General features: G+C 39.4%; 14 protein-coding genes. 2 read left to right on the top strand and 12 right to left on the bottom strand.

Features of this window, described 5'->3' with window-relative positions; translation table 11 throughout:
- Positions 1 to 267 precede the first annotated feature (267 nt).
- The 12 genes from AC3AQ9_RS03135 to AC3AQ9_RS03080 all read right to left on the bottom strand — a co-directional run bounded on the left by AC3AQ9_RS03135 (position 268) and on the right by AC3AQ9_RS03080 (position 10,576).
- Positions 268 to 600: a hypothetical protein gene (locus AC3AQ9_RS03135; protein ID WP_488305994.1), complete on the bottom strand. Its 333-nt coding sequence runs from the start codon at positions 598 to 600 to the stop codon at positions 268 to 270.
- A gap of 336 nt (positions 601 to 936) precedes the next feature.
- The gene (locus tag AC3AQ9_RS03130; RefSeq protein ID WP_488305993.1) at positions 937 to 1,578 is read right to left on the bottom strand and encodes a zinc dependent phospholipase C family protein; all 642 of its coding nucleotides are present in this window, start codon (positions 1,576 to 1,578) and stop codon (positions 937 to 939) included.
- A 64-nt stretch (positions 1,579 to 1,642) separates the two neighbouring features.
- Positions 1,643 to 2,197, bottom strand: a complete 555-nt coding sequence (locus AC3AQ9_RS03125; RefSeq protein ID WP_488305992.1) for an ATP-binding protein — start codon at positions 2,195 to 2,197, stop codon at positions 1,643 to 1,645.
- 419 nt (positions 2,198 to 2,616) lie between these two features.
- A complete protein-coding gene (locus tag AC3AQ9_RS03120) occupies positions 2,617 to 3,069 on the bottom strand; it encodes a VOC family protein (RefSeq protein ID WP_488305991.1) in 453 nt (150 codons plus the stop codon).
- 307 nt (positions 3,070 to 3,376) lie between these two features.
- Positions 3,377 to 3,874 carry a hypothetical protein gene (locus AC3AQ9_RS03115; RefSeq protein WP_488305990.1) on the bottom strand — a complete coding sequence of 166 codons (498 nt, stop codon included), beginning with the start codon at positions 3,872 to 3,874 and terminating at the stop codon, positions 3,377 to 3,379.
- A 53-nt stretch (positions 3,875 to 3,927) separates the two neighbouring features.
- Positions 3,928 to 4,785, bottom strand: coding sequence for a peptidase MA family metallohydrolase (locus tag AC3AQ9_RS03110; RefSeq protein WP_488305989.1), 858 nt, complete (start codon positions 4,783 to 4,785; stop codon positions 3,928 to 3,930).
- Positions 4,786 to 5,134: 349 nt separating this feature from the next.
- Positions 5,135 to 6,274, bottom strand: coding sequence for a zinc-dependent alcohol dehydrogenase (locus tag AC3AQ9_RS03105; protein ID WP_488305988.1), 1,140 nt, complete (start codon positions 6,272 to 6,274; stop codon positions 5,135 to 5,137).
- Between the two features lie 172 nt (positions 6,275 to 6,446).
- Positions 6,447 to 6,599 carry a hypothetical protein gene (locus AC3AQ9_RS03100; protein ID WP_488305987.1) on the bottom strand — a complete coding sequence of 51 codons (153 nt, stop codon included), beginning with the start codon at positions 6,597 to 6,599 and terminating at the stop codon, positions 6,447 to 6,449.
- A 953-nt stretch (positions 6,600 to 7,552) separates the two neighbouring features.
- Positions 7,553 to 8,128 (bottom strand): cyclophilin-like fold protein, encoded by a 576-nt coding sequence (locus tag AC3AQ9_RS03095; RefSeq protein ID WP_488305986.1) that lies wholly within the window; start codon positions 8,126 to 8,128, stop codon positions 7,553 to 7,555.
- Between the two features lie 229 nt (positions 8,129 to 8,357).
- Positions 8,358 to 8,741, bottom strand: coding sequence for an alpha/beta hydrolase family protein (locus AC3AQ9_RS03090; protein ID WP_488305985.1), 384 nt, complete (start codon positions 8,739 to 8,741; stop codon positions 8,358 to 8,360).
- A 647-nt stretch (positions 8,742 to 9,388) separates the two neighbouring features.
- The gene (locus tag AC3AQ9_RS03085) at positions 9,389 to 9,943 is read right to left on the bottom strand and encodes a hypothetical protein (protein ID WP_488305984.1); all 555 of its coding nucleotides are present in this window, start codon (positions 9,941 to 9,943) and stop codon (positions 9,389 to 9,391) included.
- A 444-nt stretch (positions 9,944 to 10,387) separates the two neighbouring features.
- Positions 10,388 to 10,576, bottom strand: coding sequence for a hypothetical protein (locus AC3AQ9_RS03080; RefSeq protein ID WP_488305983.1), 189 nt, complete (start codon positions 10,574 to 10,576; stop codon positions 10,388 to 10,390).
- A gap of 470 nt (positions 10,577 to 11,046) precedes the next feature.
- Between AC3AQ9_RS03080 and AC3AQ9_RS03075 the strand changes: the two genes are divergently transcribed.
- Together AC3AQ9_RS03075 and AC3AQ9_RS03070 are read left to right on the top strand one after the other, a co-directional pair.
- Positions 11,047 to 11,196, top strand: a complete 150-nt coding sequence (locus AC3AQ9_RS03075; protein ID WP_488305982.1) for an RNA polymerase sigma factor — start codon at positions 11,047 to 11,049, stop codon at positions 11,194 to 11,196.
- An 866-nt stretch (positions 11,197 to 12,062) separates the two neighbouring features.
- Positions 12,063 to 14,501: a PAS domain S-box protein gene (locus AC3AQ9_RS03070; RefSeq protein WP_488305981.1), complete on the top strand. Its 2,439-nt coding sequence runs from the start codon at positions 12,063 to 12,065 to the stop codon at positions 14,499 to 14,501.
- The last annotated feature ends 179 nt before the right edge of the window (positions 14,502 to 14,680 follow it).

Below are 14,680 nucleotides of genomic sequence, written 5' to 3'. Positions count from 1 at the left end.
CGACCACGAGACTCCTGTGGGACCAGCTCGAGCTGAAGACCCTGGAGCGAACGCAGGGAGTGAGGCGGCTGAGGCCGTGCCCACGGAAAGCGAAGTGGCCGGAACGGTTGGGGTTTATACCGTCTTATTCATTTCAGTCACACTTTTTATACAATCTGAAAGAATGCTTTTAAAGTAATCGCATTCTCTTTCGTTCCACATTAGTTGAAGCTGATTTTTTCCATCCAAATATCAGCCGAATATTAACCCGAACTGCTTGTTCACTATTTAAAATTTAACAAGGTCGAGCAAATGAAACTCATTCAATGTGATCCGGTCCCCACAGCCCCTGCAGGTAAAACTCAAGTCAAAATCGATGGTCTCAGCGAACGCATTTTCTGACAGCCCTTCCTCCAGGATTTCTTTCCGTTCATCGTTGGAATTGGCCTTGCCCAATTCCTCGACGAACGCTTCCTGAACATCCTCGATCACTTCGTTCTTCCAGTTCACACCTAGAAGAAATTGGCGGTCGATCGTCCGAATCCCCACTTCCTCTTTATTCTGCTGAGGTATGAATTCACCTATACTGCTGCATGTCTCACAAATAATTTGGATTTTCATAGCGCTCCTCCTTTTAATCAGTCACCATCTGCTATTTTAAGCTTTTTTAAAAGCCAGTTATCTTTCTGTCCTATGCCTTATCATGAGTTTATCTGCTGATGATGAAAAACAGATGAAAAAACCGGTCTACCATTATTATTTCAGTCTATGTTTCAAGAAAAGGTTCTTTTTTTACCTGGTTTAGTTTCTTAAGAAGATGACACTAGCTTCAGAACAGGAGAATGGCATGGGCAGAGCTATTTAGATCATTGGCCAGCTATACACAAAAAGAAAAGGAGCTTTATACGAAGCTCCTTTTCTCCCGCTAAATGTTCATATGTTAACCAAACGTCGTTGTCATCTACAAAATTTAGCTGCTTCTATTTTTAATGATAAGCAGGCATTTAGGGTTTCTTTAACTGCTAAATCAATGTAATCTAAAATTTGTTTCAAGGAATATACTTCTAATTTTCTCTCTAAATCATCTTCTGTGTAAACAAAGTCTCCTAGGGTCTCTTCTTTGAATTCCCTCAAATTTTCCGGGCTGATTTCACGTATATTGTTTTTCACAGGATCTATTTCTAACAGTGCATTTTTCAACTCCTTGCAGTCAAACCATTCAATCAATTTTCCGTTTAATTTTCTGAAATCGTTATGCCACCTATCAAGCAGCCCCGCATCCGCATCTACACGGTTCTTAAAATCGTTTTTAAAATAAATCTCTTTCATCCAGACATCATCGGAAATCAAGTGTGTTAAATAGCCAAGTGCATAGTCACTTTGAATTTCAGAACGGTATTTTTCGGCGAACCACTTAGAATTCACGAATCTGGTTCCATCCTCCAAGCTTCCCTCATAAAAATGGGATTCCGTTTTTCTTTCTCTTGTGTAAGCTGCATCCGGTGCAATTCCACCTAAAAGAAAAATTTGCTTATTTTCAATCGGCAAATTTTTGGATACTTGATCGGCAATGATTAAATGCATGATTCTTGATCCCACTATGATCCCCCTTAATTGTAGAAGCTGTTATGACAATCGTTCATTGAGGCAATTAAATTCACTATTACTGAACAAGGGCAATGATTTTGGAAATGACAGATTCACTTTCCTTAGCATCTTTAATGACAAACAGATGATCCGCTTCGCTTTTGGACGGAACAACCAACTTGTCTTGTTGAGCTTCGTTTTGCTGTTGAACAAGCACTTCCTCAAAAGAAGAAACCGTTCTCAGTATGGCTGTACTTCTTAGGCTTTTCCGGATTCTTTCTTCAAGAAGTTGATCCGGAATATCAAAGTCCACAAGAATACGAACAAATCCCTTTACTTGAAAATTGTCCAGGAGATTCTTCCGGCTTTTGTGATTCCGGTTTGAATTGCATAAGATGACATGACAATCCGTTTCATTCACTGCATGATCGACAATGGTTTGAGTAAGTGCATGCTTTATTGTATTCGGCCCCTCCTGAGGCACCAATGCCGGATAATAAGTGGCGAGGATTTCAGCATGATTATCCTGGTCGACTACGACAGAATTGGGCATCCTCTGTTCTAGCGCTTTAGCGAAAGTAGTTTTTCCACTATGCGTTTTCCCGACCGTCATAACGACTAACCTTTTCATATATGCAACTCCATATCTTATTTACAATAAAACTTCATTGGTTTAATTAGGGAGACTTTTGGTGGACTTCAAGATCTTCAAATCTGCTTTTAAATAATTGCTTATACAGAGAAATTTTCCTGATGAAAATACTCTTTAGCTGAAGCCATCCTATTCGAAGGAAAATCAGTGGGATTTTTTTCTTTCTTTATTTATAAAATAAACTAATCCCCATAACAATATAAAACCTAAAATCATTAAAGCAGTGGTGATTATATCTGTAAATGAAGCAAACAAATCTGTTTTAGATGAAATAAAAAGACCTAGTCCTGTGGTCAATAACAATACTAATAAAATTTTATACATAGCTTTATCAAGCCTTCCCATTAGATTTGGACATTAGAATACAACAGCATAGACTTTTGTAAGCCGTCTTTTACTTATTTGTTGCCAAGTTGTTCTGCCAAACCGATTAATAACCCTTCTTTTTCGCGGATATAGCAAAGCCGATAAGAATCCTCGTACTGTACCACTTCGCCAACTAGCTGAGCACCATGCTTGGTTAGTCTGGATACCAGTTCTTCAATGTCTTCAACGGTGAACATGACGCGTAAATAACCGAGGGCATTTACAGGAGCAGCCCGATGATCTGCTATCGTGGGCGGGGTAAGAAATCGCGATAGTTCAAGCCGACTGTGGCCATCCGGGGTAACCATCATAGCAATCTCTACACGCTGGGAGCCCAATCCGGTTACACGGCCCGCCCAGTCCCCTTCGACAATGGTTCGCCCTTCAAGGTTTAGGCCAATCTCCTCAAAAAATGCGATTGTGTCATCAAGGGATTCTACAACGATTCCGACATTATCCATTCTTAGTAATTTGTTGTTCCCCATAATTTTTCCTCCTTTTATACAAAAATTTATAATCTATTCATCGTAATTATTCTTTCAAAAAGTTACAGAAGAGAGACTGTTCAGAAAATACGGAATTGCAAGGGTAAACCGATTTCCTCACGATCCGTCTATACAAACCAATCGTAAATGTCTGCTCTTGCAGACGAAAAGGGAGAGAAGATGTGCTTCTTCCGCCTCTTCTCTCCCTTCCTCTTCAATCAGCTTCTGAAAGGAATCAGGCATCAACTAATTCATTTTCATTTTGGAGACATTAAATGAACAGTGCCGCTCCATTGATTCCATCTTTTTAGTTAGCCGTTTTAAGTTGTTCGTATAATAGATTCAGCTGCCTTTCAAATTCAATTTCAAGCAGTCTTTTCTCTTCCCCTTCTGGCGCTTCAACATGGGGACTTGTAAGAGCAAAAGCCTTTTTTTGAAGCAGATCAAATGCTGCAGTCATGCTAAGATTTGTGATTTCATCTTCATAATAGTTTACATACGAAACAACTGAAGCAAGATTAGCATGGTTATTTTTGTTCTCTTTCCAGCCCTCATAAGTTCCAACTACGAAACGCTCAACACTTTCATGTTCTGCCTTTTCAATTTGATACCACCTGCTTTTAGGATTTGCATAATCGTTCCAATGATATTGTTCACGCATTTCTTCCGTCACAACATTTTCCCCCTCATTCTCAGGTGCCCGTACAACTTTCTTTGGTTCGTCTTCACTAATGTTAATAGATATGATTAGGAGTGCTATGGCTCCGAGCATAACAAATGGAATGGCCAATATGATTTTCCCCATTCATGTTCCTCCTCGTTTAAATATCTTCAGCCGAGCGACATTTCAATAAGCTGTTATATTCCCAGTTCATTTTCATCGTAATAGACCAGGTCATCAATCTCAGTTCCTGTGACATTCTTGAATGCGCTGTTAAAATCGTTGGTCGCTTGGGTTTCGTTTAAAATGTCCATAATAACCGTGGCCCCATAAGTATGAATCAGAAACCGTAATGCTAAATATGATTGTAAATAGATATTGTAATTTGGATTTAAATCGTATGTCCGCCATTGGTCCGGTGTTATTAATTCTTTTAAGGGCAAGCGTTCCTGCTCCATAAAAGTGGTGCTCATTTCTTCATTACCTATGTATTCAGCAAATCCTTCTGTGAACCAATACGGTATATCTTCCAGTGAAAGCCCCAACTCCACCAATTTGTGGGCAATTACATAATGCGTATACTCATGCATGACGATTTGGTTGTATGCCCAAATCATAGGACCAGGTCCATTAGCCAATGCCTCTCTGTCTTCAGGAACTATCATGGCCAAGTTCATGTCATGCGAATAAAGTCCATTTCCGATACTCATATCCACCCGCTCTACGTCTTCTCTGCTTTTTAAAAGCACAAGATCGACAGGTTTATGATAAGAGCCGATGAACTTGCTGTTTAATTCGATTCCACGATCTAAAGCATTCTGTGTCAAAGTTACGAGATCTTGATCCTGATCTGAATAATACATAGTGATATGCTTATGCTCTGCTCTTCGGTCATAACCTTTTAGAAGCTCTTTCTTAGTATCAGCTGCCACTTTTTCTACTGCCAACGAGAAAATCAACTGGGAAGCAGGTTCTTTGTATTTTTGAACAGCGAAACCAAGAATAGCTAAAAAGAAAAAGAACACAATAAAAATGAATAAGCCTTTTTTCCGCACAATGCACCTCCGGTAATAAAAGAAAAAGGTCCACTCAGTTCCCGGCCCACTTCTCGAAAATTTATTTTTCTAACATTAATTAATAAATTAATTATAGAGCTTGAGCAAGCTGATTACTAGATAATTCTGGAAATTTATTATTTGCAAAAACGCACATTTACAGACATAAAGAAAGAGGAGATGTGCTTTAAGCAGCATCTCCTCTTCCATCGTGTTCAAGCAGCTTCTGATTAACCCTCATATGCCCAATAAGTCCAGTAACCCGATAGCAAACCAACCGATAAATTTAACAAAAAAATCAAACGCCCTAAGGAATATGGGCGTTTGATTATATATAATCACAGTTTATTTACGGTTTTAAAATAACTTTTGTGCAGTCATCCGTGTGGTCATTGAAAATTTTGTATGCATCACTTGCTTTTTCAAGCGGCATGATGTGCGATATGATTTCACGCGGATCAAATTCGCCGTTTTCGATTTTTTCGTACAGCATCGGCATCAAATGGATAACCGGTGCTTGTCCCATCTTCATGGTAACGTTGCGCTCAAACATATTGCCGAGTGGGAACATATTGTAAGTAAGACCGTATATACCTGTCAATTGAATCACACCGAATTTGCTGACTGCATCTTTGGCAATATCGATGGCACTAAGCGTTCCGCCTTGCAGCTTCAATTTTTGCTGGACTGCTTCAGCCGCGGATTTCTTGCCGTCCATTCCTACACAGTCAATAACGATGCGCGCGCCGCCGCTTGTAATTTCGTGGATGAAGGCACCCATATTATCATACTGGGTAAAATCAAATACCTCTACATTATTCATCTTTTTCGCCAGATTCATGCGATATGGAATTTCATCAACTGCAATCACGCGTTTGGCACCTTTCATCCAGGCAAATTTCTGTGTCATCAGACCAATCGGTCCACAACCGAGGACCACTACCGTATCGCCTTGCTGGACTCCTGCATTCTCCACACTCCACCAAGCGGTCGGCAGAACATCCGATAGGAACAGCAAAGATTCGTCTTCGAGTTCTGAGGATTCCGGAATGACGAATGGCATGAAATTACCATAAGGGACACGCATATACTCTGCCTGACCGCCCGAGTAGCTGCCATACCGTTCAGTAAACCCGAAGTAGCCACCCGTATCAAAATGAGGGTTGCCATTCGAATTATCGCACTGGCTCTCCATATCGTGGTTGCAGTAGAAGCAATGTCCGCAGCTCACATTGAACGGCAGCACAATCCGGTCACCTTTTTTTACCTTGGTGACTTCTGGTCCTACCTCTTCTACGATTCCCATCGGCTCATGGCCGATTACATAATCTTTACTTGCAGGCAAAGCTCCTTGATAGATATGTAAATCGGATCCACAAATCGCTGTCGAAGTAATTTTTACGATGATATCATCCTTTTTTTGAATTTCAGGAGCTTTCACGTTTTTCACTTTCATGTCCTTCACGCCTTGAAAAGTTACGGCTTTCATTTTTATCCCTCCATTTTATTTCACAATAATATTCCCCTTCCCTTTTTTCAGCCAATCAAAACGTAGCGAACAAAAGAGAGCGATTAACTCCCATCCTCTCTCTACCGTTCGCATTTTTGTCTGGTGTACATTCCGAATCTTTGATTTAGCCGATGGAATAATTTCAAACTGGTCACTCCTGCTTGTCTCTTTTCGCCGGCTGCAAAAGCCAAATCACAGCTGTCGCAAACCACGCAAATAGAAGCCGCATTAGCCCGTTTGAGAAATCGAGAAAGAAAGTGACGCCGAAAAACAGCAGGAAAATCAGAATATAGCGGTTTAACATATTCCAAAACTCCTTTCGACTTGCTATTGGGTGGCTTAGTACTAGAAAAATATATATAACGGATTATTTGAGGGATTTCTTGAAAAGAAAAAGAGCGGCACCAAAGAAAAGCAAAGACAGTGAAATTAATGATTTCTATATATCTTTTTCTGGTAACTTTATTCCACTTCTTTTAAGTAAAGTCCAAGGAATCAGCTTTCAAGGGGTTTGAGGATCATGGAGATCGGTTTGGCAAAGAAATGGCCGTTGTAAAACAGCTGACTGATCAATGAAATGATAAGTATTTTAGTGAAAAGGACCTTTTTCAGGGTTCTTTTTCTTTTATTGAAATCAGTAGTTCTTTTGATTTGAATGTTACTTAACCTTCAATAAGATAATTCAATAAGAATTGCGACTTCTCTTTCTTTCTGCATTTTTTCTAAGATTATAAAGACTATTGATTGCGATTAGAATAATAGTAAACATACCTATGCCATGAAATATTGATTTTGCCGTATGACTAATCCAATCAGTATTACTAATAGCAGCTGATCCTAAGACGAAAAACAAGATAACTGCGAACAAGATTCTATCTTTCAAATAAATTATCCTTCCTTTTGCCCTCAATAAGTCGATACATGTGACTTAACTGCCCATTAGCTACATACCAGCTTTGGCCTGTTTGCCAATACTTTCATTCTTTTTTTGTAGAGGCTTTTTTCATTTTAATCTTTTGAAAAGAATTGAAACGATATGTTAAATATACTTAGAACTTAAAATAATAGCTAGATAATTTTGGAAATGAAGCTGTGCGAAACGGTACACTTATAGAAGTAAAAGAAAAGAAGAAGCTTGTCCTTTACTTCATTCCTATAAAAAGAACGCATCGAGTCCAAGACTCGATGCGTTTTAAATAAAGAAGCGATATCGGACTCATTTGATATCTAGTAGTATAAAGAGTATTTTATTCCTATTTAGTCGTCACTTTCGGCTAAATCAAGCACGATTTTCATATCATCGTCTCCGACAGCTTGAGCAAATCTTTCCGCATCTTCGATATATCCGAGACGAGTGTAACTATGTGAAGTAGAAAATTTTTCATAAAACAATACTAGACAATTGTCCCCGTAAAGCATGATCTCTCCCGCATTAACAACACCGGGGCTTTCAGAATCTGTCGGGAGTCTATCTGAAAGATAATAGAACTTTTCATTTCCATGGAGATCCTCCATGTCCATGCTTAAAGGAAGCATTTCAACCAGTGCTTGTGTTGTCTGGTTATCATAAAGCCTTGCTAAGAATACGTCATCTCCAACAGTTATGTTTAATTCAATCGTTAGTAGGGCTGACATATCAACTTCATCCCTTTCTTGGTTAATTTCACTGCTCGAATCTTCTGCCACATTCGCCCCTTCATTTTCAGTATTATTTTCACTCCTTTGCATTTCCTCTGCATTCATCTCTTCACTTTCATTTGTTTCACTAGCAGAACAGGCTGTGAGGCCACTACTAAGTGCAAAGATACACAGTATTAAAGAGATTTTTTTCATTTTCGGAACTCCTTTCTTCAAAGGATTATTGATATTTTTTAGTTCAATACAAATCACCTTGGATATGCAAAATATACGAAAACAACAGGAATACTTCAAATCGTCATCAATTTTTCAATTTTTTTTTGCTATTACACCACCAACAATAACAAAAGGCTATACACATTCACGGTGACAATAATTCCTAAAATGAGTTATCACTTGGAATCAGGCCTTCAAGATTTATTCTTTAATATCCGGACGTCTGTTCTTTCACTCCCCTGAACGGATGTCCGGCAATAATTTCAGGTAATCTAGCTGAACTATCCATGTCATTAGAGACATACAAATCGGCAACCAATTCAATCACGAGCCTGTTTTCGAAAGTTATTTTTTCGAGAGTCACCTCATCGCTCTGAAGGAAAGTCTTGTTCCATTTCGAAGCGTATACTCTATCCTTTTGAATCGATCTTTTTTCATTTTGGCTGCTTCCATTATTGACTGGATTGCCTTCTCCGCCTGTGGCAAAGACAAAAGAGCTAACTATAATCAACAGCAGAGCAATTGTTGCAAAGGCTGCTATTAATTTTTTACTTATGTTGAACCTCCTGTTATTTTTTATTTTCAATAACATCATAAAACGTCCGAAACCAAATAACCAATACCTATACCAAATATTTTGATATACGTAATAGGCATATAAAGTCGCATTCAGGAAATCGATTATTACGTAGCTTTATCGCTTCCTCACTTCGACAATGTATTTCTAGTGTTAAATTTATTGGAGCTGCGCAGGACATGGAAAAAAGTGTTGATAATAATTTTTTCACTTTCCCTCACTCCTAATTTTCATGTTTGTTCTTTCGAAAAATTGATCATAAAAAATGTGCAGAAAAACGAAATGGACGCACGTTTTTCTGCCAGGTATTTCAAGATCTTTTAAACGTGATTGTGAATGTGTTTCCTGCATCGCTATGGCTGTCTACACTGATATTTCCATGATTTCAAGCGCAAGTGGACAGCCCGAGATTGCTTTCGGGACATGTATGCGAAAGATCCTCCTTGTTGAACCGTCCGAAAATATGAGGAAGGACTTCCATTGAAATCTCCGATCCGGCGACTTAAATGGATAATTACCTCTGATAACCCCTGAAAGTAAACTTACATGATAAAGCAAGCTGATTTGAGGCGCTGATAAAAGTTTTTCTCGCTATCAAAAAAGGGGAATCCCCCTTTTTCTTTAGATAAAGCTGATTCCCAAACCGGTATGATGGCAATATATTAAAATTGCAGAAACTGTTCATATCCTTCTGTAAAAAAATTGAATCTGTCTTCTTCGGCGTTTTCAGGAAGCAAAAAAGTCAAAAAATAGTCTTCATCATACGTATATGTAATTTTGAAAAGCCATTTTCCCTCAACTTTTTCATTATTCTTGAAGACAGTCATTCGATGCTTTGATATTATTTTGAGATTTTCTACATAATCAGGTTGTAATTCATCTTTAGCTTGGATTTGATTGACAGCCTGGTCATCATCAACCGTTATTCTCAAACCCGCTTCTATCATCACATATTGATTCTCGTACTCCCTGCCTTTGTCTAAATTCTGTTCTACGATGTAAATGCTGTGTTCATTGTAAAAACCATAGTTTCTTGGAGTATGGAGATACGATCCCTCCACCTCACCGAATTCCGTAAGGTCTCTTGCGCTTACCATTTCTTCGACATTGTTTTTACTCGGCGTAGGTCTATAATAGAACATGGACAGGAATATGAGATAACCAAGGGTGATTAAAGCAATTAATGAAGAAAAGAAAATTAACAATCTCTTTTTCATATCATCTCTCCTTCAAAATCCTCTAATTTAGTAGCGCTTCTTCCACACAGTTCACCATAAAAATCCATTTACCAAATACCAAAATTCCTAGCAATGGTGCTTTTTATTTCCAATTCTTTATATATTTAATAACCATTCGAAAAAGTAACCATATACAGACAAAAAGGAAAAGCATATTGATCAGTTCTGCTTTTCCTCTCCGTATTTTGCTATTAGAATAACTACTACTCCTGGTTATTTCCGATATGTATATTCGTTTTAAAAAGGAGTGCTCCATCTCTTAGCAGCAGTATGCTTCGCGTAATATTTCGCCTGGGATTTGATCGATTGCCATTCCGGTTAAGCCATCAGCCGAAAAATGCACATCAACAGGAGCCGGGAAATACAACCCAAGCTCCTGGCAGGATAACGTCCGTTGGTTAATCACCCATTCCGTTCAGTCATTCAAAACATTCCACCTTGATTGTTATCCCGTCCAGCTCCTCTTCGAGCCTCTGCTTCAGCTAAATTCTGGTTCAACGTCTTTTCCTGGTTGCTTAAGTTATATTTCCGCCGAGTTAAAACATCCACCAGACAACTGCCTAAAAATAAAGCGGCCAAGGAGCCCCAAAACACCCACATCATCCAATGCATCCATTTCCCTCCTTTTTCATTTTGGCCATCGCTTTCATCGCCTATCTATCTTAATATACGGTTTATAGTCGAAAGAAGTTTCAATAATTTTACTTTTTAGAATAAAAACTTATCTGTTGATTTGTGCCGATTAGAAGTTCAAATGATATGGGAGTTGCTGAAACAGCGATTCCGCTAACCCGTATCGTTACTTTAAGAGTAAACTTATCATTTACATAAAACGAAGTCACTTCTTATTAGGAAGCTATTCTTTCACTTGCTGATTAAACTGTTCGAAAAGTGTACGCTTAAAAGTGCAATGATCGAAATCGGCTTATCTTTACATGGCCTCTCTCTTTTTCATTTTTTACAGCATTCTTTTGTTCTTAAACGAAAGAAAGGAAAATTTAAAATATTTTTCAAAAAACACGACTTTTGTTTTTTTGATTACGTCTAACAGGTAGCAACAACAAATTAGGGGGCGGGGTTACTTGACCAGTGAAAGAAAAAGCGAAATCACTGAGTGGTATCAGCAGCACAGTGATTCGATATTCAGGTATATTTTGCTGATGGTCCGTGATCATCAGCAGGCTGAGGATTTAACCCAAGAGACATTTATCAAAGCATTCAAGTTGCTCTAATGAAATACTCCGCTCTCCACCAATGTTCCCGCTGGATACATGCTCTGACATGCAGCGCATAAATAGCGCCTACCCTAACCAAATGAGAAGCAACTGGGGGGATCTCCTCTGCCCGATTTCCACACCGCAACTTAAAAGCTGGTCCCCTAGCACCAAATTCCGTAAAAGAACAGAATGCAAAATCAATCTGCAATTTGTTCCGAAGAAGAAACACCCTGTAAGTTGCCGTACCTGAAATTACATCAAGGTGATACACTACTTCATGTTTCCTGTACATCATCTCCGCCCAATCCGCTAAAGTCTAATGCAGCAGTATTTCGTCAATCCTAAAAAGGGATCAATATCCGACCATCGATCTTCTTTACCTGCTGAAACAGAACCAATAATCGCTGCACAGCTGATGCAAGGGTCTTTTCGTGCTGTTTCTATTAGTCCAGAACATAAGTTTTCATAGTACTGCCAAGAAAAGATCATATGATTTTCGCCCTTCCGTAAGAAAATGCAGAAGTTACTCTAACCCTCTCTTTATAGCTAAATTTGGTCCTTTGGTGAAGCAAAAATGATGATTTGTTCCTCTCCTAGAACTCAAGCTCAGTTTTTACATCGGTTCTACAGCATCAATTTCCATTCCCTCTATCCCTATTTCTTGCGGAGACCATAATTTACTTAAATCCCTTTGTTTTCTTTTATGCTACGGGAGAAAACAGAAAATTAAAAGACTTATAATTCCAAAAAAGATGATATACTGGGAATATGAGGGAATACAAAAATTAATTCAAAAACAATATTCTTCACTTCACGAAAAACAACATAAGGAATATCTGAATAAAGGGGTTATCTTTATTTACCGAGGGAGACAAACGATTATGACACACTTTCCAGAAAAAATCGGAGCAGATATTTTAGCTTCCACCGCTCTTTTGGATCTGATACAAGATTTAGTTTTTTTAATGGCAGAAGATCAAGGGACGTTCCGTTATATTTACGCCAATCCTGCAGCATTTGCAACTCTGCACCTAGAAGAGACAGTGATTGGAAGCCGAATCGAAGACGTGATGTCTCCCGAGCAAGCTCAGTCAATCATCCGGAATTACCAAAAAGCACATACTACGCAGAAACCGGTTGAATTTATCCAAAAGATTGAATTAGAGGACAAGGAACTGGCTGGAGAAACCATACTCAACCCGATAAAGAATGATAGAGGCCAATGCGTATACATCTTAGCAATCGTTAGAGACGTCACGGAGAGAGAGCGCAAAAAACAGGATTTGCAAAAAGCACAAAAAGAAATGGAGATCGAACGAAGAAGGTTGAACTCCTTGGTCGCAAACAACGGGAATGCGGTGTTTGAATTTGATCGCCAAAAAAACTTTATCAGCATCAATCCCATGGTCACAACAGTTACCGGGTTCAGCGAACAGGAGCTGCTCGGCCGATCGGTTCTTTCGTTAGTGGTTGACAGCTATGTGGAAAAGACGTTGGCATACTTCGAAAAGGCGTTGGAAGGAAACCCGATTGAATTTGAGACTGCCATCTATACCAAAAAGAATGAAATCGCCCTTTTTCACGTTAATACGATCCCCATTGTCTTAGAAGAGAAGCTTATCGGCATCTACGCCATTGCACAGGAAATCACCGAACAGAAAAAAACGGTGCGCCTTTTGCGAGAAAGTCAACAGCGATACAAGTCCTTGTTCGATAACCACCCACACGGGATTTTCACTTTTGATCAAAACGGCCATTTGGAAAACATCAATGCCGGAGCTGAAACCATGACCGGCTATTCCATTGAAGAATTGCTGGCAAAATCATTCATGTCGATGGTTGTTCCCGAAGATATTGACAAAATACGGCATTACTTTTACAAAACTATCCAGGAAAAACAGCCGGAGCGTTACGAAATGTCCGTCCGACACAAAAACGGCCAGTACATCGACCTTCAGGCAATGAACATCCCGATCCTTGTAGATGATCAATTGGTTGGCATTCATGGAATTGCGACCGATATCACCGAGATCAATCGAGCACAAAAGGCATTGATCGAAACGAAAGAAGAACTTGAAGTGTTTTGGCAAAATTCAACGGATCCTATCTTTTTAATTGATACTAAGGGAGACATTCTGAAAGTGAATCGCGCTTTTGAAGCAACGTTCGGCTACTCGGAAGCGGAAATGATCGCCGGAGAAGGCACCATCATTCCAGCGAATCTGAGAGCTGTTCAATTCAGTGTTATCGACAGCATCTTAAATGGGGAAACGGTGAATTCCCATGACACCATCCGCATTACTAAGGAAGGAAAACCGCTGAACATTATTTCCTCATACTCGCCGGTGCGGAATGCGGACAAAGCAATAGCCGGTGCCACAATTATTTATAAGAATGTGACAGAACTTAAAAAAGCTGAAAAGGAACTGCAGAAAAGCCAGGAGAAATACAAGCTGATTACAGAAAGCACTTTTGATATCATTACGCTGATCAACCTTTCTGGACAGATCGAATATGTCTCGCCTGCCAGTGAAAAAATTTTGGGACATCCTGACCAAGTATATATCGGAAGCCCCTTCACCACTAATGTCCATCCGGAAGATGCATTTGAGTTGATGGAAAGTGTAACTTCCCTCATTCATGGAGGACAACCGACCACTATCGAAATTCGTTTTTTGCATCGGAATGGACATTACATTTGGATGGAAGTTTCCCCTACTCCCGTCGTAGTGGACGGAGAAGTAAAGCAGTTGTTTACGATTGCACGGGATATTACGGAGCGCAGAAGACTGCAGGATAAAATCGCGAAAATGGCTTTTTATGACCATTTATCCGGCATCCCCAATCGACGGACTTTTGATGATAAGCTGCAAAAAGCCATTTCTCAAGCAAATCGCTCCGGCAAAAAAGTGGGGGTTTTGATGCTCGATGGACGTAAATTTAAGCAGATCAACGACCAGTTTGGCCACGATGCTGGAGACGCTGTCATCAAAGAAATGGCCAATCGGCTTCAGGCCTGTATCCGTCCGGTTGATACGGCAGCACGGTTAGGCGGGGATGAAATGGGGGTTGTCTTGCCTGAAATTGATTCAGTCGAAGTGGCTGAGATCACAGCCAAACGAATTCTAAAGTCGTATGAAACACCTGTTATCTTCAACGGCTATAAAATTAATATGGGGGCAGGGATTGGCGTTTCCCTTTATCCCGATGACAACATCAATGTAAAAAAATTAATCAAGTACGCCGATATGGCGCTGTACGAAGCGAAAAAATTAGATAAGGACGAGTACAAAGTTTATAGTAAAATGCAAAACGATTGATTTTTTGAATTCCTCTGGCTAGTTGGCAATGAATTTGCTGAGAAAATAGGAACCTGAGAAAAAGTCTTGTGCTTTCTCTCAGGCTTTCTTTATGATAGTTCAAAGTAGTTTTCATTAGTAGAAGCGAACCTCGAAACGTTTCTTGATTCATTTTGTAGACAAACCGATAGAGAATTCTT

The sequence above is a fragment of the Planococcus sp. VCh962 genome (genome assembly GCF_057748275.1).
Note: the sequence above shows the minus strand (reverse complement) of the source record. Positions and strands in the feature narration are given on the sequence as shown.

Coding starts and splice junctions, on each gene's coding strand:
- AC3AQ9_RS03080 (WP_488305983.1), bottom strand. CDS start 10,576: ATGCATTGGATGATGTGGGTGTTTTGGGGCTCCTTGGCCGCTTTATTT.
- AC3AQ9_RS03100 (WP_488305987.1), bottom strand. CDS start 6,599: ATGTTAAACCGCTATATTCTGATTTTCCTGCTGTTTTTCGGCGTCACT.
- AC3AQ9_RS03085 (WP_488305984.1), bottom strand. CDS start 9,943: ATGAAAAAGAGATTGTTAATTTTCTTTTCTTCATTAATTGCTTTAATC.
- AC3AQ9_RS03095 (WP_488305986.1), bottom strand. CDS start 8,128: ATGAAAAAAATCTCTTTAATACTGTGTATCTTTGCACTTAGTAGTGGC.
- AC3AQ9_RS03105 (WP_488305988.1), bottom strand. CDS start 6,274: ATGAAAGCCGTAACTTTTCAAGGCGTGAAGGACATGAAAGTGAAAAAC.
- AC3AQ9_RS03070 (WP_488305981.1), top strand. CDS start 12,063: ATGACACACTTTCCAGAAAAAATCGGAGCAGATATTTTAGCTTCCACC.
- AC3AQ9_RS03115 (WP_488305990.1), bottom strand. CDS start 3,874: ATGGGGAAAATCATATTGGCCATTCCATTTGTTATGCTCGGAGCCATA.
- AC3AQ9_RS03125 (WP_488305992.1), bottom strand. CDS start 2,197: ATGAAAAGGTTAGTCGTTATGACGGTCGGGAAAACGCATAGTGGAAAA.
- AC3AQ9_RS03120 (WP_488305991.1), bottom strand. CDS start 3,069: ATGGGGAACAACAAATTACTAAGAATGGATAATGTCGGAATCGTTGTA.
- AC3AQ9_RS03090 (WP_488305985.1), bottom strand. CDS start 8,741: ATGTTATTGAAAATAAAAAATAACAGGAGGTTCAACATAAGTAAAAAA.
- AC3AQ9_RS03135 (WP_488305994.1), bottom strand. CDS start 600: ATGAAAATCCAAATTATTTGTGAGACATGCAGCAGTATAGGTGAATTC.